This is a genomic window from Streptomyces sp. NPDC053431, assembly GCF_044544925.1.
Classification (GTDB): domain Bacteria; phylum Actinomycetota; class Actinomycetes; order Streptomycetales; family Streptomycetaceae; genus Streptomyces.
The window spans coordinates 398,435-422,299 of sequence record NZ_JBITXX010000003.1; the positions used below are offsets into that span (position 1 = coordinate 398,435).

Consider the following 23,865-nt stretch of genomic DNA (forward strand, 5'->3'; position numbering starts at 1 on the left):
TGATCGCCTACCCGGGCGGCCCGGGGGCCCGTCGGGGGGCTACTTCCAGTTGATCCGGGCCTTGACCGCGCGGGCCGCCTTCCAGCCGAAGCTGACGGCGTACGCGGAGACCGCCGACGGGGCCGGCTTGAGCTGGAGCACCAACTGGCCGTCGCGCGGGCCGATCCGCACGGTGTGCAGCTTCTTGCCGGCGCCGGGAAGGGAGACGGCGTGCTCGTCGGCCCGCTTGCTGACCTTGCCGCCGAGCGCGGTGCCGAGGTTGCCGCGGGCGGTCAGGCCGTGCGCGGTGCAGCGCAGCGACAGGTGCCAGTCGCCCTTGGGCAGGGCGGCGCCGGCGTCGGCGGTGGCCAGGTCGACGGAGGCGCGGAAGCAGGCCCGCCCGTAGTCGTAGGTCTCCTTGCCGCGGGTGACGGTGAGATGCGGGGAGGGGACCTGCTCGGCGGGGACGGCGATCTCGCGCCCCGTGCCGACGTGCGTGAGGACGACCTCCGTCACCAGGTCGTCGGAGTCCACCTGGTCGAGGTACGCGTAGCCGGCGAGCTCCAGGACGGTGCCGCGCCAGGCGAGCCGGTCGACCCGGCGGCGCGGGCTGACGCCGAGCGCCGCGCGGGTGATGTCGCACAGCTCCTCGTGCGCGGCCGAGCCGGCGGCCGGGAACGGCGGGGCGGCGTAGAGCCGCCCGTCGCGGACGACGGCCTTGCCGGGCTGCCCGGCGAGGTGCCACTCCACGACGGCGACGAGCTCGTCCGTCAGTCCCTCGCGCAGGCAGTGCGCGACGAGCTTCTCGTTGACGGGCATCTTCGCGAGGATCTCGGGGCTGATCCACTTCCGGGCGTACGGCCGGGCCAGCTCGACCATGCGCTTGCGCTCGTCGCCGTCGGCGTCGAGGAAGCGCCGGTCGAAGCGGCGGATCATCTCGACGTTGACGTGCCGGCCGACGAGGTGGTCGCGCAGCGGACCGGGCTCGGTGAGGCCGGTGACGAGCTCGACCATCTCGTCGGCCTGCTCCACGGCGACGGTGAAGTCGATGCCGTTCGCGGTGATGTTGCCGTCGTCGCCGCGCTTGACGACGTAGTAGCAGTCGTAGTCGCCGACGATCGAGATGACCTTGCTGTGCAGGTAGGCGCGGGCGACGAAGTGCTGGTCCTCGCTGATCCGCATGTGCTCGGGGAAGCGCAGGCCGTGCTTCTCGATGACCTCGCGCCGGAACAGCTTGAAGGGCATCAGGGTGTAGTAGACGTCGCCCTTGGACAGGTCGGCCTTGTCGACGTTCTTCGCGAAGACCTGCTTGGGCACCCGGCGCCCGACGCCGATCAGCTTGGCGAGGACGGTGTCCGAGCCGTTCTTCTCGGCCATCGCGACGAGCCGCTCCAGGGCCTCCGGCCCGAGACAGTCGTCGCCGTCGACGAAGAACACGTAGGTGCCGGTGGCGTGGTCGAGGCCCACGTTCCGCGGCCGGCTCGGCCCGCCGGACGCCTCCTGGTGGACGACCTTCATGACCCCCGGATGCCGCTCGGCCCACGCGTCGAGCAGCTCGCCGCTGCCGTCGGTGCTGCCGTCGTTGACGGCGACGACCTCGATCGCGTCCAGACCGATGGTCTGCTGCTCGATCGACTGGAGGGTGAGCTCCAGGTACGGCATCGAGTTGTAGACGGGAACGACGAGCGAGACCGTCGGCGTGCGCGGGACGTTCATCTTTCGGGATCCCCCAGTGCAGATCTTGTGAAGCTGGTCGCGATGGCGCATCGTATCGCCAGCCGGGGGAAGACGGCTCAGCCGCCCGACAGAGCGGTGGCCACCGACCGGAACCAGGCACCGTGGGAGAACGGCTCGGGCGGGTCCACCTCCATGCCGAGCTCGGCGGCCGCCAGGGCGTAGTCCCCCTCGTCCAGGGGAAGGGCGAGCAGCTCGTGAAGTTCGCCCACGAGGCGCGCGACCACCTGCGGGTGGGTGGTGGCGGCGTAGTCGGCGACGGCGGCCTCGTGGTCGTCGAACTCGTCGACGACGTCCTGCGAGAACCAGCCCCCGAGCAGCTGCCCCGTCTCCGGGAAGCGCGCGTGCCACTCCCAGTGCGTCTGCGGGGACGACGGCTCCGGGACGTCACCCTCCTCGACGCTCCGCTTCAGGTGGTCGGCGAGCAGCAGCAGCCAGTCGCCGATCGCCGACTGGGGCATTCCGGTGTCGGGGATCGCGTAGAACTCGCCGAGGGTGTGCCGGAGCCGGCCCGGAGGGTTCCGGCTGTACGCGCGCAGCTGGCGCTCCGCCTCGGCGACGGCCGAGGGGCGGGTGTGCCAGGTGTGCCGCAGGTACGCCTCCAGCGCGCGGCTGCGCCGCTCCGGGGTGTCGTCGGCGGGCTGCCCCAGGTAGGCGCGCATGACCTGGTCCAGCTCGCCGTACCGGCGGTCGTGTTCGAGGGGCTTCATGGACATGTGCGGGCGACCCCTACAGGTAGAACGGGACGGTCGTCAGGACGACGAAGCCGTGCGGGCTCGACGGCTCGCGGCGCAGCACCACGCGCGCCGCGCGGACGTCGACCGGCCCGTGCCCGGCCAGCAGGTCGGCCGCCAGCTGGACCCGGCCCACGGGCTCCTCGCGGGAGGGCCAGGCGGCCTCGACGGTGAGGCGGGCCCGGGTGCCCTGCGCGAGCCAGCGGTGGATGACCTGCTCGTTGGCGGTCACCACCTGCTGGGTGGCCCAGTGGGCGGTCTCCCGGTCGGGGTAGGAGGCGGAACGGGTGAGCACGGGGGCATCCTCTCAAATCGCCTGCTCGGAGGGCGGGCGGCTCAGTAGTCGGAGAAGTTCCAGAACATGCCGACCTCGGTGTCGGAGACGACGATCAGGCCGCAGTCCTCCGAGTAGACGCTGAGCGGGCTGTATCCCCAGTTCGAGGTCGTGAAGTCGAGCGTGCCGGGTACGACGCCCGGCCGGTCGACGTTGGTGTGGAAGGTGGCGGCGTCCCCGTACCGGTCGAGGACCGTGCGCGCCATGGCCCGCAGCTCCTCCTCGCTCTCCGTGAAGCGCCTCAGGTTGGACAGGGTGCAGCAGTCGTCCGTGAGAGCCAGGAGAAGGGTCTCCGCGCTGCTTCGGTCGATCTCGCGCAGGCGCACCCTGATGTAGTCCGGGGGGTGCGCGACGAAGGGGTAGGTGGGGGTCGCCTGGCGCTCCGGGTTCTGTGCCGCGTCGTCGAGACCGGTCCAGCCACGCGGGTCCGGGACCCGCGCCATCAGAGCGAGTACGTCGAGGACCCAGTCCTCGTGACGGCGTGGGCCCGTGGCGTCGTACGGGTACGCGTCCTCGAAGAGGTGACGTACCGCGGCTTCCCAGGACTTCTGGTCGACTGACATGGGGGTGCCGGCCTTTCTCTGTGAGCTGTCAGGACTTGGAGGGCATCGAGGTCATGACGGTGAACGGAGGGTTCCGGCTGCTGTCGTACCGGATCCGGGTGTCGATGCCGTTCACGTCGTATCCCTTGGCCTTCAGGCCACCCTCCTTGTACCCGGACAGCGGGTCGTTCGGGTCCACGGGCTGTTTGGACACGCTGCGGCCGCTGGTCTCGCCGTTCGGCGCGGTCGAATGGAAGTCTCTGACCTTGCCTTCCTCCGGCGGCGGCGGGCCCTTGATCCACGCTTCGATGGCGGCCTTGTTCTGGTTGAGGTTGTACTCGGTGAGTTCCTCGGCCCGCTGGTAGTTGGGGAAGGCGGAGGAGCTGCCGATCTTCGGCTTCCCGTACGGCCACGCCTGTGTCGGGCCGTTCGACTGCTGGTCGCGCAGCCGCTGGGCCAGCTGCTCGTCCGTCTTGCCGACGTGCTTGTCCAGGGTGTGGCCGTCCGCCATGTACTCGTTGGCGGCGAGGTTCAGGTCGTAGTTGCCGTTCGAGTCGACCTTCAGCCAGACCTTGGAGTCCTTGAACTCCTCCAGTGCCCGGGCGCCGAAGCCGTGCGCGCGGGCGACGCCCGCCTCGAACCTGGGCGCGCTCAGGTAGGCCTCGTCCAGGGGGCCCTTCAGCGCCTCCATGCGGGTGGTGAGGCCGCTCAGGATGCCGGTGTACGTGTCGACGATGCGGTTCAGCTTGGCCGTGTCGATGTTGAGCACGGTCTTGACGTCGAACGAGAGGAGCAGGCCGGCGCCCTTGCCGATGGCGGACGTGACGCTGGTGAGGATGCTCTTGGGGTCCTTGGGCTTGGCCATGTCGTCGATGATTTCCTTGGCGGCCTTCCACATGGCCCGGTGGAGCTCGTCCGAGACGTCGCGGTTCAGGTCGACGGCGGCTTCCGCGTACTCGCGGAGGATGGTGGCGATGTTGTCGGCCGTGTCCTTCAGGACCGCCAGGACGGGCTCGCTGCCCGTGGGCACCCGGGGCGTGCCGGGACCGGAGTTGGCGGTCTGCGCCCACTGGTAGCCGTGCCGCTGCTGCCCCCAGGCCGTGCCGCCCCACAGGGCGCTGCAGAAGGTCCGCATGGCGGCTTCCCAGTCGGCCTGCTGGTGGTTGGTGATGGTGCCGACGGCCTGGGTGAGCTGGTCCGCGACCGTCGTCGCCACGATGGAGACGTTCATCCAGCTGTGGCAGAGGGAGTTGAGGTAGTGCTGCTGCGGGAAGGGGTGGACGTCGGCCACCTTGCCGACCCGGAACACGTGCTTGCACAGCGGCTGGAGGACGTCCCGGACGATCTCGGGGATGCCCTCCATCAGACCGCGCAGCAGGTCGTCGCCGCCGTCGTCGTCCCCCCACTTGATGTCGGGGACGGCGTCGAACTTCGGCGTCTTGTCGACGACGGTGGGCAGCGGGCGCTGCTCGGCGGTCTTGCCCGGCTGGGGGTGGGCCGCGACGTCCGCCCTGGTGTAGGCGTTGGCGGTCTCGGTGAAGCCGACGGCGACGCCGCCGACGCTCAGCACGGAACGGCCCCAGACCTCGAGCCATCGGTCGCCGATCTTCTTGTACGCCTGGGCGAACTTCCGGGCCTCGGTGCCCGCGCCGCCGGCGTCCGGGTACTTGCCCAGCTCGTCCAGGAGCGTGCGGGCGCCGCGCATCAGGAAGTCCTGTTGCGTGGCGACCCGTCCGGACACCGTCCAGAGGTCGCTGGGCTTGACGTCGATGGTGCCGCTGCCACCGGGCGACGCGGGGGTGGAGGGACCGGCCATCAGGCGCCGCCTCCCCAGCCCTGGAGCACGGACCGGTTGGCCGCGGCGTAGTTGAGGTGCCCCTTGACGACGACCTCGTGCAGCCAGGCCTGGGCGGCCTTGAGGTCGTCGGCGGAGTGGCTCCACTTGTCGAGCTCGTCGATGAAGGCCTCGCGCGCCTCGCCGTCCCAGCTCAGGACGGCCTTCGCGGCCCGCGCGTACAGCGTGTCCAGCTTCTCGTTGAGGGCGCGGAGGATCTCCTCCAGGTCGCCCGAAAGGCGTTGCAGGGTCGCGAAGTCGACGGTGATCCGGTCGTCGTCGGGCATGGTGCTGATCCCCCGTGGTGCAGATTCCGGCCGGACGGACGGCAGAGGCCGGTCAGATGTCGGTGAGGCGGCTCTTCGGCCCGGCGGCGCCCGGCGCGGGTGCCGGATCGGGCACGGTGAGCTCGCGCGCGGCGGCGGCCACGTCCTCGCTCTCCTGCCGCTGCCTGAACTGGGCGAGGACGTCGAGCTCCTGCTCGGTGAAGCCGTCGCGCGACGCGCGCATGGCCGCTTCGAGGAGGACCATCACCTGACGGATGCGCACGGCGTCCTCGGCGGCTCCGCGGTGCAGGGAGCGGTACGCGGTGGCCGTCGGGCCCTGCCAGCCCGCGGCGATCCGGTCGACGACCGCGTCCATGCCACGGATCTGCTTCTCCAGATACCGCTGCATCTCGTCGAGGTCGTCGGCCAGTTTGGAGAGGTTGTCCTCCGAGACGGCCAGATCGGCGTCACGCATCCTGAGCCCCCGCTCGTCGCGCCGTTCGTACGCGCGTTCCTGCGTACGGTAGTTCACTGTAGCGAAGGACGATGACAACGAAGTCGTCCGGACCCCCGAGGCGTGGTGGCTCCCGAGCCGCCGGAGCCGAGGGGGGAGGGCGACGGCCCCCGCGGCTCAGGGCGCCGGTCGTGGTCAACCGCCACGGATGTCGTACGGCGCGTTCTTCGCGGCGGCGAAGGGGGCGCGCTCGTCGATGACCTCACCGGGCCGGCCGGTGAGCCCGTGGCCGGGTCGCGGGGTCAGAGCCGGAACAGCACCGGGCGCCAGGTCCACCCCGCGTCGAGGACGGTGTTCCTCAAGGGGTCCCGCATGTCGCGCGAGTCGAAGCGGAAGGTCTCGACCCAGCGGCGACGTCCGTCGGGCCCCCGCTCGTACGTCCACTGCCGGGACACGCGGGTCCCGGCCCCACGGCTGTACTGCCGGCCGGAGTCGGAGGTCGAGGCCTCCCACTGCTCGTGGAGCGTGCGCACCTCGCGGCTCCCGGGGACGAGCCGCAGCCGGGTCCTGAGCGTCAGGCGCAGCGTCGGCACCCGCCACTCCGCCACCAGGTCGGCCTTCTCGGAGGGGAGGGCGTCGCGTACGCGGAACGGCACGTCCGGCCCGTCCAGCGCGAGCAGCGCGGTGCGGAGCTCCGCCGCTGGCAGGGGCGCGACCCCGCCGTCCGGGTACGCCGTGCCGGTGAACCTGTCCCATGCGCGGCCCATCGCCCGAGCCCCCGTTCCCTGTTCCATGTGCCGACCGGCGGCGATCATACGTTCGCCGGGGCGGGCGCCGGCGCCGGTCCGGCCCTCACGCGGGCGTCGCCGTCGAGGACGTGGAGGTCCGCTGCTTCCCGCGGGACGTACGGGCGGACGCCCTGACGGTCCCCGGCCGTCCGGTCCCGCGACCGATGAGCCGCACCGCTCCCGGCCCTCCAGGTCCTGTCGTCGAACTCCCGCCTGCCCCCCGGGCAACGGGTGAACGGGAGTTCGGCGACAGGATCTAGGCTGCGCCGCATGACACCGACGACGACGGACCGGATGGCGCAGGCTTTCGACGCCCTGTCAGGGACGTACGATGACGCCCACCACGACGCCGTCGCCGCCGAACTGACCGCCTGGCTCGCGCCTTCGGCCGGCGAGGCGGTGGCCGACGCGGCCTGCGGCACCGGGGCGGTGGCCCTCGCGGTGGCCGCCCGGTGGAGGGATTCGGGCGCCACCGCGCTGCCCGTCCTCGCGGTGGACCTGTCGGCCGGGATGGTGGCGGCCGGGCGCGCCCGGGCCGAGCGGGCGGGGCGGGCCGGCGCGGTGGACTGGCGCGTCGGCCCGGCGGTGCCGCTGCCCGTGGGCGACGGCGCCCTGGACGTGGTCCTGTGCGCGTCCTCGCTGCACTTCCTCGGCAAGGCCGCTCTCGCCGACTGGCTGCGCGCGGTCCGACCGGGCGGCCGGGTCGGCTTCAGCCTGCCGGTGGCGTCGACGTTCCGGCCGCGCGGCGTCTTCGCCGCGCTGGTCGCCCCGGACCTGCCGCTGCCGGAGTCCCCCGAGGACGCGGTCCGGCTGACCGAGGCGGCGGGCTTCACGGCGCCGGCCGCCCGGGTGCTCCAGGTGGGCACCCGGACCGTCCTGCTGGTCCGGGCCGAGGTGCCGGGCGCCGGGGTCCGGCGGATCGGCTGACAGGCGGGGCGGCCCGGGTGTGGATCGGCACCGCCGGTTCGTCCGGTGGTGGCCCGCGCCGGGCTGCGACGGATCGGCTGACAGGCGGGACGGACCGTCCGAGGACCGGCATCGCCGCCGGTCCGCCCGGTGGTGGCCGGCGCCGGGCTGCGACGGACCGGCTGACATCCGGGACGGACCGTCCGCGGATCGGCACCGGCGGTCGGCCGGGACGTGGCCGGCGCCCTCGGCCGATCCCGTGCGGCGGGCGCGCCCGCCCCGATCGCCCCCGCCCCGATCGCGCCCGCCCCCATCCCGCCCGCTCAGGCCGTCGCCTCGGCCGGGGCGGCGTGGCCCTGGGGCTCCTGCCGTACGACGCGCCGGCGCCGGGACGGCATGCCCGCGGTCGGGTTGGCGACGCCCCAGGCCGCGGCCTTGCAGATCAGTTCCTTGTAGAGGGCGGCCACGCGGCCGGTCAGCGCCCTGTCGACCGCTCGGTCGTCGGCGGTGACGAACTGGATCAGGCCCTCCCTGCGGCCGAGGGACACGCACTGCTGGAAGTAGCGCAGGGAGACGCCGGGGACCTCGACGCCGGCGAGCCGGGCGGCGATGGCGTCGGCGGCCTGCCAGGCCATGGGGACGCCCGAGGCGCAGGACATGCGGAGGGGCTTGTCCTGGGGGCCCATCGCCAGCGCCGCGTCGCCCACCGCGTACACGTCGGGGTGGGAGACCGAGCGCATCGTGCCGTCGACCACGATCCGGCCGCCCTCGCCGAGCTCCAGGGTGGTGGCCCGGGCGATCGGGTGGACGGCGAAACCGGTGGTCCACACGGTGACGTCGGCGGGGATGGTCCGGCCGTCGGCGGTGGTGACGCCGTCCGCCGCCACCTCGGTGACGGCCGTGTGCTCGTGGACCTCGATGCCGAGCCGGTCCGTCACCTTCCGCAGGTGGGCGCGGCCCTTCGCGGAGAGCCAGTCGCCGAGGCCGCCGCGGGCGGCCAGGGAGACGGCGAGGTCCGGGCGGGCCTCGGCGATCTCGGTGGCGGCCTCCAGGCCGGTGAGGCCGCCGCCGACGACGACCACGGGCCGGCCGGCCCCCAGGGCGGCGAGCCGGTCGCGCAGGCGGAGGGCGCCCGGGCGGCTGGACACCTCGTCGGCGTGTTCGGCGGTGCCGGGGACGCCCCCGTCGTTCCAGCCGCTGCCGAGCGCGTAGACGAGGGTGTCGTACGCCAGCTCCGCCGGGCCGTCGGCGCCGGTCACGGAGACCGTCCTGCGGTCCACGTCCACGGCGGTGACCTTCGCGAGCCTCAGCTCCACGCCGGTGCCGGCGAACATCTCGTCGAAGGGCCGGGGCTTGAGCTCCTGGCCGGTGGCGAGCTGGTGCAGCCGGACGCGCTCGACGAAGTCGCGCTCGGGGTTGACGAGGGTGATGGTGACGTCCTCGCGGTGCAGCCGCTTGGCGAGGCGGCCGGCGGCGACGGCTCCGGTGTAGCCGGCGCCGAGGACGACGATGCGGTGCTGCATGTCCGTGCTCCTGTCTGGGCGGGTTCCGCCGTTGTCCGGCGTGGTGTCGCCCCTTGAACCGGACGGCCCGGCGATTCCTGACAGGATCAGAATGTGACCTGCATCACACCCGATTCAGAGGGTGTGGAGCGGGCCCTCCGCGTGGTCCGCGGCGGCCCACTGCTCGGTCGCGCGGACGAGCTTGTCCGGGTTGACCTGGTTGCGGACCGCCACGATGCCCTCCGGCGTGACCTCCAGGCAGGAGATGCCGACGACCCGGCCGTCCACGACCGCGACGATCGCGGGCTCGCCGTTGGCGGTCGTGGCGTAGATCTCGGCCGCCCCGCCGACGAGGGCCCGCTTGGCCGGACCGGGCTTGAACAGGCCGCGCAGGAAGGTGGCGACCGCGAGCGCGCCCTCGAACGCCTTCGCGCGGGCCGGGACCTTGCCGCCGCCGTCGCCGACCGAGACGGCGTCCTGGGTGAGCAGGCGGACGAGGGGTTCGGTGCGTCCGGTGGTCGCCGCGGCCAGGAACTCCTCGACGATCCGCCGCGCCTCGGCCTCGTCGACCTCGGTGCGCGCCTTGCCCCCGGCGACGTGCTTCTTGGCCCGGTGGTAGATCTGCTGGCCGGCCGCCTCGGTGATGTCCAGGATCTCGGCGATCTCCCGGTGCGGGTAGTCGAAGGCCTCGCGCAGCACGTACACCGCCCGCTCCTTGGGCGACAGGCGCTCGAGGAGGACGAGGACGGCGTACGACACGGACTCGCGCTGCTCGGCCGTGTCGGCCGGGCCGAGCATCGGGTCCCCGGCGAGCAGCGGCTCGGGGAGCCACTGCCCCACGTACGTCTCGCGCCGCGCGCGGGCCGAAGTGAGCTGGTTGAGGCAGTAGTTGGTGAGGACCTTCGTCAGCCAGGCCTCGGGGACCTCGATCCGCGCGACGTCGGCCGCCTGCCAGCGCAGGTACGTCTCCTGCACGGCGTCCTCCGCCTCGACCGCGGAGCCGAGCAGCCGGTAGGCGATGGCCTCCAGCCGGGGCCTGGCGGCCTCGAACCGGTCGATGTCACTCGCGATCAGGCCCATACCCGCGATCCTAGGCCCTGTCGCCGAACTCCCGCCTGCCCCGCGACGACAGGAGCCAGGCGCCCTCGCGCCGGAACGGCAGGGCGACGCCGCCGCCCTCGGCTGCGCGGACCGGCAGGGCGCCGCCGCCGCCCCGGGCTGCGCGCACCCGTTGCTCCCGCTAAGCGGAAACGCCGACGGGCGCGACGGCGGGCCGCCCCGCGAGGTGTGTACGGCGTGCCGCGGCGGCGGGGTCCGTCCCGCCGCGGACGCTCCCGCTCCCGCCGCGCGGCCCGGTGGCGTACCGGCGCGGCGACGCGTCGCGGGCGGGCCCTCCTGGCGGGCGCACGCGCTCCCGGAAGCGCCGAGCCCCCGTGCGCGGGCCCCCTGAGCTGCGGTTCCCCAGAAACGCACGAACTACGGATGCCAGGCCGATCGGAGTTTCATGGTTTCAACGCCTGACCTTCGCAAGGCAGTTGACGATGTACTCCTCGGACAAGCCGAACCAACGAACGGGGAAAGCCTTGTCCGAGAAGCTGCCTGGCCGTCAGATCGAGATCTCCTGGCCGGACCTCGGCATCACGGTCACCGCCGACCTTGACGACCGCAACCCGGCCCTCGCCGACGCGCTGTGGGAGTCCCTCCCCTACCAGAGCCTCCAGGGCCACGCCCTGATCGCGGGCGAACACCTCTACCACGTGGCGCCGATCCCGTCGCTGCTGCACACGCCCCACACGACCCGTATCCCCGACCGGCGCGAGGCCCCCGACGGCACCGTGTTCTGCTCCGGCCTGCAGCACCTGGGGATCAAGTACGGCACCCTGACCGAGCCGATGCCGGCCACCCCCGTGGGGCAGGTCCGCGAGGCGGACATGCCCGCCCTGCTGGAGGCCGGGGCCGCGATCTGGGACGCCGTCTACTCCACGAAGAAGCAGATCCTCGCCGAGGTCCGCCGCGCGGGCGAGCCGGGCGGGCACCACATCCCGACGCTCAAGGCCGCCCACGCGGACGCCGCCCGCCTGGTCGCCGACATCGCCGCCGAGACCGAGAAGATCTGGCTCACGCCCCCGGCCGAGCTGGAGGGCCTCCACCAGGGCGTCATCCCCTCCCGGGCGGGCAACTTCGGCACCGTCCTGCCCACCCTGCTGTTCGTCAACGGCGAGACCAGGCCGCTCGGTTACGCCGCCTACGGCGGACTCGTCCGCGCCGTCGTCCAGGGCATGCCCCTGGAATCCCTCGTCCACATGACCCGGCTCCTGGTCGGCGTCCCCGCCGAGTTCCTGGGCTACTGCGGTCTGGAGAAGCTGTGGGCGTTCACCCAGCGCTTCCTCGACGTCCTCGACCGCCTCGACCGTGACGACTTCTACGCCGTCACCAGCCAGATGGCGCTCTACATCAACTGCCTCGGCGGATGGAACCTGCAGCTCTACCCGTGGGAGACCGGCGACCACCTGCGCCAGCAGAACGCCTAGGACGGCGCGTGCCCCGGCCCGGAGCGCAGCCCGGCGAGGAGACGACGACACCGGTCCGCGTCCCCGCCCCCCGCACCCACACCCCAGGAGAAGGAAGACCTTGAGCGCCCTGCCTGCCCGCGCCGACGCCGTCGTCATCGGCGGGGGAGTGATCGGCACCTCCGCCGCCTACCACCTCGCCGAAGCCGGCGTGGACACCGTGCTGCTGGAACGCGGAAGCCTCGGCGGCGGGGCGTCCGCGCACACGGCGGGCATGATCCGCACGTACTTCCCGGGCAACCCCACCACCGGGCAGCTGGCCGTACGCAGCCTGAACGCGTATCACGACTTCGCCCGCCACACCGCGGCCCCGCTCGCCCTGAAGCGGCTGGGGTTCATGGTGCTGTTCACCGACGAACAGCAGATCGCCGACTTCGAGGCCGGCCATCAGGCCCAGCGGGCCGCCGGCGTCCAGGTCGACCTGATCGGCGCCCGCGAGGCGGCCGCGCTCAACCCGCTGGTCAGCGAGCGCGCGGTGCTGGCCGCCGCCTGGTCCCCCCAGGCGTACCACGTGGACGGCCTCGACATCGTCCGCGGCTACGCCGCCGCCGCCCGCAACCACGGCGCCCGGCTGTTCACCCACACCCCCGTCACCCGCATCGACGACGACAACACCGTCCACACCCCGCGGGGCAGCATCACGGCGGACAGCATCGTGTGCACGGCCGGGCCCTGGTCCGGCGAGGTGGCGGCCATGGCGTCGGTCGACCTGCCGATACGGCCGCACGCGATCGAGATGCTGTTCACCGACGTCCCGCCCGCCCCGCACCACGAGCTGCCCATGACGATGCACGCCGCGTCCGGGCTGCGGATCCGCTCGTGGAAGGACCGCATCCTGCTCGCCATGGGCATGCCCCAGGCCGGCGAGACCCGCGACGCCTGGCTCGCCCGCATCGCCGGTCACCTCGGCACCCTGTTCCCCGCCCTGGACGGCATCGGCCTGCACCGCGCGTGGAGCGGCGACTTCGACGCGAGCCCCAGCAACACCGCCTTCATCGGGGAGCACCCCGCCCCCCGCTTCCTGTACGCGGCCGGGTTCACCGGCGCCGGTCTGTGCCAGGCACCCGCGGCCGGGGAGAAGCTCCGCGACCTGCTCGTCAAGTAGCCCCAGAACAGGAAAGAATGCCGTGATCGTTCTCGGATGTAATGGTTTCAGCCGGGTGTCGGAGTTCTTCGCCGAACGCCTCGGCGCGACCGGCATCAACAAGCACTACCTCCTGGGCCACGACGCCGCCGCCGCGCTCCTGATCGACGGCCGCCTGGTCGCCGCGGTGGAGGAGGAACGCCTCAACCGGGAGAAGAAGACCACCGACTTCCCCGCGCACGCGATCGACTGGTGCCTGAAAGAGGCCGGGATCACGTTCGACGACGTCGACCTGTTCGCCTTCCCCTGGAACTGGACCCCCCAGGTGCTGGACGAGATCCTGGACGGCATCCGCGCCTCGCCGCTGGCGCGGGACGCGAAGACCCGGCTCATGGGCGACATGGCCGACCTCTTCGACCAGGTCGTCAGCCCGGAGGCGATGCTCGCGGACTTCGAGGCCCGTACCGGCCACCGCCCCGACCCGGCCAAGGTCCGCTTCGTCCCGCACCACCTGGCCCACGCCACGACCGGCTACTTCCTCGCCGGCATGAAGGACTCCGCCTTCCTCGTCAGCGACGGCCGCGCCGAACGCTTCTCGACCCTGACGGGCGAGATCCGCGACGGCAGGATCACCGTCTTCGAGGACAGCGTCATCGGCGCCCAGTACTCCATGGGCACCCTGTTCTCCTCCATCACCCGCTTCCTGGGCTTCGTCCCCAACAACGACGAGTACAAGGTGATGGGCCTGGCCGGCTACGCCGCGCCCCCGACTCCGAACCCGTTCCTCGACCACCTGCTGCGGCTGCACGACGACGGGCGCTACAGCTTCGCCATGCCGCTGCGGACGGACGACCTCCACAGTCACGACGCCCTGTTCGAGGAGTACTTCGGCCCCTTCGAGGACACCCTCGAGTACACCTCCCGCGTGGCGGCCGCCGCCCAGCAGATGCTGAACGTCGCCACCGCCCACCAGGTCCGCCACCTGGAGAAGCGGACCGATCTCGACCGCCTGCTGTTCGAGGGCGGCGTCGCCCTGAACTGCCTGAACAACACCCCGCTGTTCGAGGGCTCCCGCTTCGCGGACATGCAGGTCAGCTTCGGCGCCTCCGACACCGGCATCACCATCGGAGCCGCGGCCCGCGCCTGGCTCGACGACCCCGGCACCGACGCCGCGCGCATCCACGCCGCCGCCTCCGCGCCCGTCGGCCCCTATCTGGGCCCGTCCTACGACGACGCCGCGATCGAGGAGGCCGTCGAGGCCTTCGCCGGCCGTGTCGTGGTCTCGCGCCTGGACGACGACGAGGTCGTCGAGCACGTGGCGAGGCTGCTGACGAAGAAGGTGGTCATCGGCTGGTTCGACGGGCGCGTCGAGCACGGGCCGCGCGCGCTGGGCCACCGCAGCATCCTCGCCAACCCGGGCTTCGCCGACATCAAGGACATCATCAACACCCGGGTCAAGCACCGCGAGCCGTTCCGCCCGTTCGCCCCCCTCGTCCTCGAGGAGCGGGCGCCGGAGATCTTCGAGATGGGGCGCAAGACCAGCTCCCCGTACATGACCTTCGTCTTCCCCGTTCGCGAGGCGTACAAGGACCGCATCCCCGGCGCCGTGCACGTGGACGGCACCTCCCGGATCCAGACCCTGACGGACGAGGGCACCCCCCGGCTCACGGCGCTGCTGCGTCGGTTCACCGAACTCACCGGCACGCCGTGCCTGATCAACACCTCGTTCAACGTCGCCGGCGAACCCATCGTCTGCACGCCCACCGACGCCCTGAACTGCTTCATGGGGACCGAGATCGACTACCTGGTCCTCGGCAACCACCTCATCGCCAAGAACGAGTCCTAGAGAAAGAGCGCCCCGTGCCGATCCAGATCCAGCGCAAGCACACCATGTACCACTCCACCGTCCTCGACGCCGACCCGGACACCGTGTGGGCGACCATCCGCGACGCCATGCAGATCCTGGAGATCGTGTCCCCCGGCGACCTGGACGTCCACCGGGACGTCAGCTGGGTCGAGGGGGGCTCGGTCGAGACGGTCCCGGCCCGCTACGACTTCAAGCTCACGCTCAGCGGCAAGGTCGTCCAGCAGGAGATCGCCGCCCGCGACGAGATCAACCGGACCCAGTCCTACCGGGCCGTCGCCCCCACCAGCGGAGTCGCCAGCTACGAGGCCACCATCCGGGTGTTCCCCATCACCAACGACCCGGCCCGCAGCTTCTTCGACTGGTCGCGGATCCTGGAGATCGCCGAGGACGCCGACCTGAGCGTGGTCGAGGGCATCATCGACATCATGGAGAAGCAGACCGACTGCGTACGCGACCACTTCGCGCAGACCGCGAAGTGAGCGACGTGACGACCCTCGTGCTGCTGCGGCACGGCGAGACCCCGCTCACGCCGCACAAGCGGCTCTCCGGCAGCGGAGGGTCCGACCCGGGACTCTCCCCGGCCGGCCGCCGCCAGGCCGAGGCGGCGGCGGAGGCGCTCGCCCACCGCGGCGGCATCGAGGCCGTCGTCACCTCACCGATGCGGCGCTGCCAGGAGACGGCCCAGGCCGTGGCCAAGCGCCTCGGGCTGCACGTCCGGGTCGAACAGGACCTGCGCGAGGCGGACTTCGGGGCCTGGGAGGGCCTCACCTTCGCCGAGGTCCGCGCGCGCCACCCGGACGACCTGGACGCATGGCTCGCCTCGCCCGAGAGCCCGCCCACGGGCGCGGCCGAGACCATGCGGCAGGTCACCCACCGGGTCGCGGCCGTACGGGACGGCCTCCTGGCCCGGCACGCCGGCGCCACGGTCCTGGTCGTCTCCCACGTCGTACCGGTCAGAACCCTGCTCCGCCTCGCCCTCCAGGCGCCGCCGCACAGCCTGTTCCGCATGGACGTCGCGGCGGCCTCCCTGTCGACGGTGACGTACGACGAGAGCGGCACCGCCACGGTGCGGTCCCTCAACGACACCCACCACCTGTCCTGAACGCGCGCCCGGCGGAGCCCCTCGCGCGGGGGGCGTCCGCGCGCGCGCGTTGCGGGTGCAAGGGGCGTCGGCTCCGGACCTCGCGTATCCCCTCTCCTTGCCCCCTTCCTGCTTCGGCGTCGAGGGATGACGCGCGCGCCAAGCTCGAATAAAACCAGGGCAGATGGCACGTCTGTGCGATAGTTAACGTGAGCGAACCGAGGGGGAGACTTGTCGCTACGTGATCTGTTGCGCGACGAAATCGTCGCGTCGATGTCGCGTTCCGAACGGCTGGCGGAGATGCGCTCGGCGCGTCTGTACTTCCAGCGTCCGGAAGAGCCCGGCTTCCTGGTCAGCGAGACGGAAGAGGGCCCGGTGGTGCCGGTCTTCACCTCCTGCGAAGGGCTCGGGTTGTTCGCCGGGCCGTGCGCGTGGGCGTCCACGACCGTCGCGGACCTGGTGGAGCTCCTGCCCGAAGGCGTACGGGCGTTGGTGGATCCGCTGGGTCCGCGGGCGTTCCTGCTGGACGCGCACACACTCGAGAACACGGAAACGCGGGGGGAGCACGATGGCGGAGCCTGACGCGGGAGGCCCGGCCCCGGGCGAGGGATACAAGATCGAGATCGAGTCCGTGCGCAAGGTGCTGACGCCGCTGGAGGAGTCCGTCGAGGCGGCCCACCAGATCAAGCGCGACTGGAAGTCGCTGTCCGGACAGATCGCCCACGCGGCCGACTTCGACATCTCCTCCTCGACCGAGAAGATGCTCTCGGCGTGGGGCTTCGGCATGGGACGCGTGGCCGAACACACCGACGCGGTGGTGGGCACGCTCCGGCAGGTGCTCGCCGCCTACGTGCTGGCCGACCTGCTGCGGATCAAGGACTTCTCGCCGACCGCGGCCAACATCGCGAAGCTGCCGTTCGGCGAGCGCGGCATGAAGGCGTGGCAGGAGGGGTCCAGGCCGAAGTTCGATCCGCCGCCCAAGATCTACCAGGAGCCGTGGCTGGACCACGGTGACGACGGAAACTACCAGGACGTGCCCCGTCAGCCCCGCCTCCGCGTCGACGGCGGCGGCTGGGAGGTCGACGGCGGGACGAAGTCGAAGGGGCCGGTCATATGACGAGCCGCGATGCCATGGAGGGCGGCGGCAGGGAGCGCATACCGCCCCATGCCAAGCCCAGTGACGTCATCTACGGCGACTCGATGGTCGTCGACGAGCTGGCCCTCCAGTTCGCCGCCTACGCGGGCGCGTTCAAGGAGGGGATGGACAAGCTGGTCACCCTGTCCCTGATGGACTGGACCGGGGCCGGCGCGGAGGGCTTCAAGAGCGCCACCCAGAAGCTCCCCCAGGAACTGGAGTCCGCGCAGAAGTACTTCGAGTCCTCCGGGAAGGCCCTGGACTCCTACGCCTACAAGCTGCGCTCGGTGCACACGCGGCTCAGGCCGATCATCGACGACGCGGACGAGGCGCGCGCGACCTCCAAGAACCACTGGAAGAGCGTCACGGACTACAACGCCGCCGTGGACCGCAAGGACGACCCGCTGCCGGAGCGTCCGCCGGAGAACGATCCCGGCATCGCCGCACTGCAGGACTGCTACGCCCGCCTGGACAAGCTCGAGAGCGAGCTGAAGACCGTCATCGAGGCGGCCAAGCGGCAGCTCGACACGGCGGCGGAGAAGGCCCCCGACAAGCCGCCGCCGCCCAAGGGGTGGGACAAGTTCCAGAAGGGCCTCGGCGACTTCTTCGGCGGCGCGGGCGACACCATGCGCGGCTGGTACGACGACTTCGACGACCTCGTCCGTGACGGGCCCGACGGCGTGGGGCTGCACCTGGCGGGAGTGGTGGACGGGGCCGCGTACGCCGCCCACCATCCCCAGGAGTTCGCCAAGGCCGTCGTCAACTGGGACGAGTGGCAGCGCAACCCCGCCCGCGCGGCCGGGATGCTCACCCCGGAGCTCCTCCTCGCCCTCGCCAGCGGCGGCGTCGGTGCGACGCGGCGCGGCGCCTCCGTGGTGAAGGACGCCGCGCAGCGGCTGCGCGGCCGGGCGGAGGGCCTGCGGCGGGACGGCAGCGCGCGCACGCGGACGGACAACGACCCGGACCGGAACACCACGCCCAACGAGGAGCGTCCGGTCGACGGCGATCCCATCGACGTGGCGACCGGCGAGATGGTCATGTCCGCCGTCGACGTCACCCTCCCCGGCGCGCTGCCGGTGGTCCTGGAGCGGCACTACGTGTCCGGGCACCCGTGCGGCGGATGGTTCGGCCCCACCTGGGCGGGCACGCTGGACCAGCGTCTGGAGATCGACGACGCGGGTGTCGTCTACGTCACCGACGGCGGCATGCTGCTGACGTATCCGGTGCCGACCCCCGGCGTGGCGACCCCGCCCACCTCCGGTCCCCGCTGGCCGCTGTACTGGGACGGCAAGCCCGACGGTGCCTTCCGCATCGTCGTCCCGGAACGGAATCGCACACTCCATTTCTCTCCGCTGCCGGTGTCCGGCCGCGAGCTGGCGCTGACCGCGATCACCGACCGGACGGGCGACGGCGACCGCATCGACATCGCCTACGACGCCCAGGGCGCACCGACGGAGATCACCCACTCCGGCGGCTACCGGATCGCCGTCGACACCGACCCCCAGCTGCTGCGGATCACCGCCCTGCGGCTCCTGCACGGCGAGGAGCGCGAGCACAGCACCACCCTCATCTCCTACGCCTACGACGCCGCCGGAAACCTGGCCGAGATCCTCAACTCGAGCGGTAAGGCGCTGCGTTACCGGTACGACGCGGACCACCGGGTCACGTCGTGGACGGACCGCAACGGCGCGACGTACGGCTACGTCTACGACCACCGGGGCCGGGTCCTGCGCGGCATCGGGCCGGACGGCATCCTCTCGGGGCGGATGCACTACGACACGGCCGCCCGCACCTCCCGCTACACGGACTCGCAGGGCAACACCAGCGTCTACGTCCGCAACGAGGCGTACAAGATCGTCGCGTACACCGACCCGCTGGGGAACACCACGCGGACGGAATGGGACGAGGACAACCGGCACCCCGTCGCCGTCACCGACCCCCTGGGCCGCACCACGCGCTACCGCTACGACGACCAGGGCCGCCTGATCGCCGTCGAGCGGCCCGACGGCACCGTCTCCGCGACCGTCTACGACGAGCGCGGCCTGCCGCTGGAGACCCGCGAACCGGGCGGCGCGGTGTGGTTCCACACCTACGACGCCCGTGGGTCCCATACCTCCACCACCGACCCCGGCGGCGCCGTCACCCACTACGGCTACAACGAGGCCGGCCACCTCACCTCCGTCACGGACCCGCTGGGCCGGACCACCCGGATCACCACGGACGCCGCGGGCCTCCCGGTGGAGACGACCGACCCGCTGGGCCGCACCCTCCACATGCGCCGGGGCCCGCACGGCCAGGTCGTCGCCGTCACCGACGCCCTGGGCCGGACCACCCGGCACGGCTGGACGATCGAGGGGATGCCCGCCTGGCGCGAGGGGCCGGACGGCACCCGCGAGGTCTGGCAGTGGGACACCGAGGGCAACCTCGTCCTGCACACCGACGAGGCCGGCAACACCACGACCTACACGTACACCTACTTCGACCAGCCCGCCACGAGGACCGACCCCGACGGCGCGCACTACGTCTTCGCGTACGACACCGAGCTGCGCCTCACCGGGGTCACCAACCCCCAGGGCCGGACGTGGCGGTACACGTACGACGCGGCGGGCCGACTGGTCGCGGAGACCGACTTCAACGGCGCCACCCGCACATACGAGCGCGACCCGGCGGGCCGCCTCACGGCCCAGACGAACGCGCTCGGGCAGACGTTGCGCTTCACGCTCGACGCGCTCGGGCGCATGGTCTCCCAGCGCGACGAGACCACCGGTGACGTCACCACCTACGCGTACGACGCGAGCGGGGCCCTGCTGCGCGCGGCGAACGCGGACACGGAACTGATCCGGGAGCACGACGCGGTCGGTCGCGTGATCGCGGAGACGGTCAACGGGCGCGTCAGCGCCTACGCGTACGACGCCATGGGCCGCCGCACCCGGCGCACCACCCCCTCCGGGGCGCGCTCGGAGTGGGCCCACGACGCCGCGGGCCGGCCCACCGGGCTGACGAGCGGCGAGGGCAGCATCGCCTTCGCCTACGACGCCGCGGGCCGTGAGACCGAGCGCCGCATAGGCGACGCCACCTCGCTGGCCCAGAGCTGGGACGGGAACGACCGCCTCACCGCCCAGACCCTCACCACCCGCCACGAGACCGAGGCGGAGCGGATCCTCCAGCAGCGCACCTACGCGTACCGCCCCGACGGCTACCTCACCGAGATCCGCGAACTGACGACGGGGACGCGCCGGTTCACCCTGGACCCGATGGGCCGGGTGACCGGTGTCCGGGCGCACGGCTGGAGCGAGAAGTACGCGTACGACCGGGCGGGCAACCAGACCCACGCCGACGCACCGCACCACCCCACCACCGGCGACCGGAGCTACGAGGGCGCCGTCATCCGCCGGGCGGGCCGCACCACCTACGAACACGACGCCGCCGGCCGTCTGGTCCGCAGGACCCGCAAGCTCCTCAACGGCCAGACCCGCAGCTGGACGTACACCTGGAACGCCGAGAACCGCCTCACCGGGGCCACCACCCCGGACGGCGAGGAATGGACCTACGCCTACGATCCCCTGGGCAGGCGCGTCTCCAAGACGGGTCCGGACGGGACCGCCCTCACCTTCACCTGGGACGGCACCTGCCTGGCCGAGCAGGTCGCCGCGGACGGCACGGCGACGACCTGGGACTACGCGCCCGGCACCGACCGTCCGGTGTCCCAGTCCATCCGCCGGACGAGCGAGCTGGCACCGAAGGCCGGCGCCTCGCTGCTCGACCTCGCCGACACCACCCCGCAGTCCGCGTTCGACGCCCGCTTCCTCGCCATCGTCACGGACCTGGTCGGCACACCCGTCGAGCTGGTCACGGCCGACGGCACCCTCGCCTGGCAGTCCCGCACCACCCTCTGGGGCACCCCGTTCCCCGGCGCGGGCGACGGGGCGGACTGCCCGCTCCGCTTCCCCGGCCAGTACGCGGACGAGGAGACCGGCCTCCACTACAACTACTTCCGGCACTACGACCCCGAGACGGCCCGCTACACCACCCCGGACCCGCTCGGCCTGGTGCCGGCGCCGAACGCGGTGGCGTACGTGCGGAACCCCCACAGCTGGTCCGACCGACTGGGCCTCGCCGGGGAGCCGGAGTGGGCCAATCCCGAGGACATCAACTTCTCCCAGCGCACCGTCTCCCCGAACGACTACGTGGAGAAGATGCGCTCCGGGGAGTGGGACTGGCAACGCCCCGGCACGGCCTTGAAGGTCATGGAAGTGGACGGCCAGCTGGTCTCGTACGACAACCGAAGGCTCGACGCGGCCCGCGAGGTGGGCAGGCCGGTCATCATCGAGCGGGTCGACCCGAACGCGGTCCATCCGGACTCGACCACCGGACGGACCTGGGCGGAGCAGTTCAGAAGGCGTATGAATTCCTCGCGGAACAGAAACGAACTAGGCGAGCCGGTCCCCCCGACCGGACTCCAGGAGAGGCCCCAGCACGTGCGCAACGGGAAGTGCAAGAAGAAGAGATGACCGCGATCGAACGCCTGTGGGAGGACTACGAGCTCCCCATCAAGGACGCCCTGCACCACGCCGACGGACAGTCCTACGCCGTCGGCCTCGATCCCGCCGCTCCCGGCGGTTTCACCATCCTCGCCCCCTTCGACCTCGGCGAGCTCCTCAAGAGCGATCCGTCCTGGGTCTCCGAGGTCGACGGCCTCACCGCCGTCGACCTCGGAGAGCGGGGCCTGCTGTGGGGCGGCGAGGGCTCGTACGGGTCGGAGGGCTTCATCGCCCGCCTGACTCCCGACCGCGCCCTGGTCTGGGCGATGTTCTTCACGGAGTCCAACCCCTTCGACCGGATCCGGCTGTCCGGGAACGTCGCCACCTTCAGCTCGACCTCGGGCGTCGAGATCGCGGTCGACATCGACGACCCGCGACGACCGGCCTCCGTGAACGGCTGACGGGCCGACCCGGAAGCTCCGCCGCACGACGCCCCAGCCCCAGGTCACCGACCTGGGGCTGCGTCATGGAGCGGAGCCGGAGCCGGGCGGTGGCCGCCGCCCCGGGGGGTCAGGAGGTGCGCGGGGCGACCAGACCGGACTCGTAGGCGAGGACCACGAGCTGGGCGCGGTCGCGGGCGTGGAGTTTGGTCATCGCGCGGTTGACGTGGGTCTTCACGGTCATCGGGCTGATCACCATCCGGTCGGCGATCTCGTCGTTGGACAGGCCCCGCGCGACGAGGGCGACGGCCTCGCGTTCGCGGCCGGTCAGCACGTCGAGCGCCGCCCCGGCCCCGGTCTCGAGCGGCTGGGACACGTACCGGTCGATCAGCTTGCGGGTGATCGAGGGGGCGAGCAGGGCGTCGCCGCGCGCGGCCACGCGGACGGCGTGCAGGAAGTCGTCCGGGACGATGTCCTTGACGAGGAACCCCGCGGCGCCGGCGCGCAGCGCGTCGAAGACGTACTCGTCCAGGCCGTAGTTGGTCAGGACGACGACGCGCACCCCCGCCAGGGCGGGGTCCGCGGCGATCCGCCGGGTCGTCTCGATGCCGTCGACGACCGGCATCTGGATGTCGACGAGCGCGATGTCGGGCAGGTGTTCCCTGGCGAGCTCCAGGCCCTCCCTGCCGTCGGCGGCCTCGGCCACCACCTCGATGTCGTCCTCGAGGTCGAGGAGGGCACGGAATCCGCTGCGGATGAGCGGCTGGTCGTCGACCAGCAGGACTCGGATCACGACGTTCGCTCCAGGGGGAGTTCGGCCCGGACGGTGAAGCCGCCTTCGCCGCGCGGTTCGGCGCGCAGGAGGCCGCCGAGGGCGGTGACGCGTTCGCGCATGCCGAGCAGCCCGACGCCGGGCACGGGGGCGGTGCCCGGCCTGGCCTTGCCGTCGTCGTCGATGCGGAGCGCGAGGGCGCCCGGCCGGTAGGCGATCCGGACCGACGCCGTGGTGGCGGCGGCGTGCCGGACGACGTTGGTCAACGACTCCTGAACGATCCGGTAGGCGGTCCGGCCCACCGCGGCCGGCACGTCGTGCCGCTCCCCCTCGATCGTCAGCGTCGCCGCCAGACCGGTCCGGCCGGCCCGCTCCACCAGTTCCGGCACGTCGGCGAGCCCGCGGGGCGGGGCCGTGGCGTCGTCGCGCAGCGCCTCCAGGGTCGCGCGCAGCTCCCGGCTCGCCTCCCGGCCGGCCTCCTGGATCGCCAGCAGCGCCTCCGGCACGTCCTCGCCGCGTCTGCGGGCCACGTGGACGGCGACCTCGGACTGCACCTTGATGACGGAGATCTGGTGGGTGAGCGAGTCGTGCAGTTCCCGGGCGATGTGCAGCCGTTCCTCGTCGGCCCGGCGCCGCGCGGTCTCCTCCCGGGTGCGCTCGGCCTCCTCCGCCCGCCGCTCCGCCTGCCGCAAGGCCTCCCCCGCGGCGAAGGCGGCGATGAGCCAGGCGATCTCCAGGGTGCCGCGGGCCTGCACCGACACCTCGCCCACGGGCCCGTCGCGGAGGACCAGCGCCGTGAGCTGGAGGGCCACCAGCAGGGTCAGGGACGACGTCACCGCCACGGCACGGCACCCGGCCCGCACCGCGCCGTACACCGCGACCAGGTACGCGACGGTGAGCACGTCGAACCCGGCCGCCTGGTAGCCCACCGCGCACAGCCCGGTGACGGCCAGGACGGCGACCGGAGCCCTGCGGCGCGCGGCCAGCGCCAGGCCGCCGGCCGCCAGCAGCGCGTAGCCGAGCGGGGCGGGCGCCGGGCCGAGGTGCTCCCCGGACCACCCGTCGCCCAGCATCAGCGCCGCCACGCCCACGGCGATCACCCAGTCCCCGACACCGGCCGGTACAGCGAATCGTCGTATGCCCATGCGCGCACCCTAGCCAGATGCGGACGCGGGCGAGTCCGGCTCGTGGACGACCGACCGCCTACCGCGTCCGCGGTACCCGCGCGGCTCCTGCCGCGTCCGCGGTAGCCGGGTACGCCACCGGTGGCAGCGCGAAGTGCGTCCGTGTGCGGGACGACCGGCGGCGGGTCCGGCGGACAGGATCGGGCGGCATCCAGGAGCAGGACTCGTACGAGGAGAA

Annotated in this window: 23 protein-coding genes; 10 read left to right on the plus strand and 13 right to left on the minus strand. The window is 72.4% G+C overall.

The window, feature by feature from the left end; translation table 11 throughout:
• Positions 1 to 39: 39 nt before the first annotated feature.
• The 8 genes from ACIGXE_RS11280 to ACIGXE_RS11315 all read right to left on the minus strand — a co-directional run bounded on the left by ACIGXE_RS11280 (position 40) and on the right by ACIGXE_RS11315 (position 6,671).
• Positions 40 to 1,695, minus strand: coding sequence for a glycosyltransferase family 2 protein (locus ACIGXE_RS11280; RefSeq protein ID WP_399745838.1), 1,656 nt, complete (start codon positions 1,693 to 1,695; stop codon positions 40 to 42).
• Between the two features lie 77 nt (positions 1,696 to 1,772).
• Entirely contained in the window at positions 1,773 to 2,429 is a 657-nt protein-coding gene (locus ACIGXE_RS11285) for a contact-dependent growth inhibition system immunity protein (protein WP_399745840.1), read from the minus strand.
• 13 nt (positions 2,430 to 2,442) lie between these two features.
• Positions 2,443 to 2,742 (minus strand): RNase A-like domain-containing protein, encoded by a 300-nt coding sequence (locus tag ACIGXE_RS11290; protein WP_399745842.1) that lies wholly within the window; start codon positions 2,740 to 2,742, stop codon positions 2,443 to 2,445.
• 41 nt (positions 2,743 to 2,783) lie between these two features.
• A complete protein-coding gene (locus ACIGXE_RS11295; RefSeq protein ID WP_399745845.1) occupies positions 2,784 to 3,344 on the minus strand; it encodes a hypothetical protein in 561 nt (186 codons plus the stop codon).
• A gap of 28 nt (positions 3,345 to 3,372) precedes the next feature.
• A complete protein-coding gene (locus tag ACIGXE_RS11300; RefSeq protein ID WP_399745847.1) occupies positions 3,373 to 5,139 on the minus strand; it encodes an RNase A-like domain-containing protein in 1,767 nt (588 codons plus the stop codon).
• Positions 5,139 to 5,444: a WXG100 family type VII secretion target gene (locus ACIGXE_RS11305; protein WP_399745849.1), complete on the minus strand. Its 306-nt coding sequence runs from the start codon at positions 5,442 to 5,444 to the stop codon at positions 5,139 to 5,141. The genes ACIGXE_RS11300 and ACIGXE_RS11305 overlap by 1 nt, the downstream gene beginning before the upstream one ends.
• A gap of 52 nt (positions 5,445 to 5,496) precedes the next feature.
• Positions 5,497 to 5,955 carry a WXG100 family type VII secretion target gene (locus ACIGXE_RS11310; protein WP_399745851.1) on the minus strand — a complete coding sequence of 153 codons (459 nt, stop codon included), beginning with the start codon at positions 5,953 to 5,955 and terminating at the stop codon, positions 5,497 to 5,499.
• 224 nt (positions 5,956 to 6,179) lie between these two features.
• Positions 6,180 to 6,671, minus strand: a complete 492-nt coding sequence (locus ACIGXE_RS11315) for a hypothetical protein (protein ID WP_399745853.1) — start codon at positions 6,669 to 6,671, stop codon at positions 6,180 to 6,182.
• Between the two features lie 264 nt (positions 6,672 to 6,935).
• Here ACIGXE_RS11315 and ACIGXE_RS11320 point away from each other — a divergent pair, with 264 nt between their 5' ends.
• The gene (locus tag ACIGXE_RS11320) at positions 6,936 to 7,592 is read left to right on the plus strand and encodes a class I SAM-dependent methyltransferase (RefSeq protein WP_399745855.1); all 657 of its coding nucleotides are present in this window, start codon (positions 6,936 to 6,938) and stop codon (positions 7,590 to 7,592) included.
• A gap of 302 nt (positions 7,593 to 7,894) precedes the next feature.
• On the opposite strand, the gene ACIGXE_RS11325 is transcribed toward ACIGXE_RS11320, so the two are convergent.
• From ACIGXE_RS11325 to ACIGXE_RS11335, 3 genes are all read right to left on the minus strand, one after another.
• Complete coding sequence (locus ACIGXE_RS11325) at positions 7,895 to 9,094, minus strand: NAD(P)/FAD-dependent oxidoreductase (protein ID WP_399745857.1); 1,200 nt, start codon at positions 9,092 to 9,094, stop codon at positions 7,895 to 7,897.
• Between the two features lie 114 nt (positions 9,095 to 9,208).
• Complete coding sequence (locus tag ACIGXE_RS11330; protein ID WP_399745859.1) at positions 9,209 to 10,153, minus strand: RNA polymerase sigma-70 factor; 945 nt, start codon at positions 10,151 to 10,153, stop codon at positions 9,209 to 9,211.
• Positions 10,154 to 10,163: 10 nt separating this feature from the next.
• Positions 10,164 to 10,301: a hypothetical protein gene (locus tag ACIGXE_RS11335; protein WP_399745860.1), complete on the minus strand. Its 138-nt coding sequence runs from the start codon at positions 10,299 to 10,301 to the stop codon at positions 10,164 to 10,166.
• Between the two features lie 355 nt (positions 10,302 to 10,656).
• Between ACIGXE_RS11335 and ACIGXE_RS11340 the strand changes: the two genes are divergently transcribed.
• From ACIGXE_RS11340 to ACIGXE_RS11380, 9 genes are all read left to right on the plus strand, one after another.
• Entirely contained in the window at positions 10,657 to 11,604 is a 948-nt protein-coding gene (locus ACIGXE_RS11340; protein WP_399745861.1) for a hypothetical protein, read from the plus strand.
• Between the two features lie 100 nt (positions 11,605 to 11,704).
• Entirely contained in the window at positions 11,705 to 12,748 is a 1,044-nt protein-coding gene (locus ACIGXE_RS11345; RefSeq protein WP_399745863.1) for an NAD(P)/FAD-dependent oxidoreductase, read from the plus strand.
• A 22-nt stretch (positions 12,749 to 12,770) separates the two neighbouring features.
• Positions 12,771 to 14,573 carry a carbamoyltransferase gene (locus tag ACIGXE_RS11350; RefSeq protein WP_399745864.1) on the plus strand — a complete coding sequence of 601 codons (1,803 nt, stop codon included), beginning with the start codon at positions 12,771 to 12,773 and terminating at the stop codon, positions 14,571 to 14,573.
• Positions 14,574 to 14,587: 14 nt separating this feature from the next.
• The gene (locus tag ACIGXE_RS11355) at positions 14,588 to 15,073 is read left to right on the plus strand and encodes an SRPBCC family protein (protein WP_399745866.1); all 486 of its coding nucleotides are present in this window, start codon (positions 14,588 to 14,590) and stop codon (positions 15,071 to 15,073) included.
• Between the two features lie 5 nt (positions 15,074 to 15,078).
• Positions 15,079 to 15,696 carry a histidine phosphatase family protein gene (locus ACIGXE_RS11360; protein WP_399745868.1) on the plus strand — a complete coding sequence of 206 codons (618 nt, stop codon included), beginning with the start codon at positions 15,079 to 15,081 and terminating at the stop codon, positions 15,694 to 15,696.
• Positions 15,697 to 15,924: 228 nt separating this feature from the next.
• Complete coding sequence (locus tag ACIGXE_RS11365; RefSeq protein WP_399745870.1) at positions 15,925 to 16,257, plus strand: SseB family protein; 333 nt, start codon at positions 15,925 to 15,927, stop codon at positions 16,255 to 16,257.
• A complete protein-coding gene (locus ACIGXE_RS11370; protein WP_399745872.1) occupies positions 16,244 to 16,792 on the plus strand; it encodes a hypothetical protein in 549 nt (182 codons plus the stop codon). Before ACIGXE_RS11365 ends, ACIGXE_RS11370 begins: the two co-directional genes overlap by 14 nt.
• Entirely contained in the window at positions 16,789 to 21,321 is a 4,533-nt protein-coding gene (locus ACIGXE_RS11375) for an RHS repeat-associated core domain-containing protein (RefSeq protein WP_399745873.1), read from the plus strand. Before ACIGXE_RS11370 ends, ACIGXE_RS11375 begins: the two co-directional genes overlap by 4 nt.
• Positions 21,318 to 21,752: a hypothetical protein gene (locus tag ACIGXE_RS11380; RefSeq protein ID WP_399745875.1), complete on the plus strand. Its 435-nt coding sequence runs from the start codon at positions 21,318 to 21,320 to the stop codon at positions 21,750 to 21,752. Before ACIGXE_RS11375 ends, ACIGXE_RS11380 begins: the two co-directional genes overlap by 4 nt.
• Before the next feature lie 109 nt (positions 21,753 to 21,861).
• Here ACIGXE_RS11380 and ACIGXE_RS11385 read toward each other — a convergent pair whose 3' ends face one another.
• Both ACIGXE_RS11385 and ACIGXE_RS11390 read right to left on the minus strand, forming a co-directional pair.
• The gene (locus tag ACIGXE_RS11385; RefSeq protein WP_399745877.1) at positions 21,862 to 22,524 is read right to left on the minus strand and encodes a response regulator; all 663 of its coding nucleotides are present in this window, start codon (positions 22,522 to 22,524) and stop codon (positions 21,862 to 21,864) included.
• Positions 22,521 to 23,648 carry a sensor histidine kinase gene (locus ACIGXE_RS11390; RefSeq protein WP_399745878.1) on the minus strand — a complete coding sequence of 376 codons (1,128 nt, stop codon included), beginning with the start codon at positions 23,646 to 23,648 and terminating at the stop codon, positions 22,521 to 22,523. The genes ACIGXE_RS11385 and ACIGXE_RS11390 overlap by 4 nt, the downstream gene beginning before the upstream one ends.
• Positions 23,649 to 23,865: the final 217 nt, after the last annotated feature.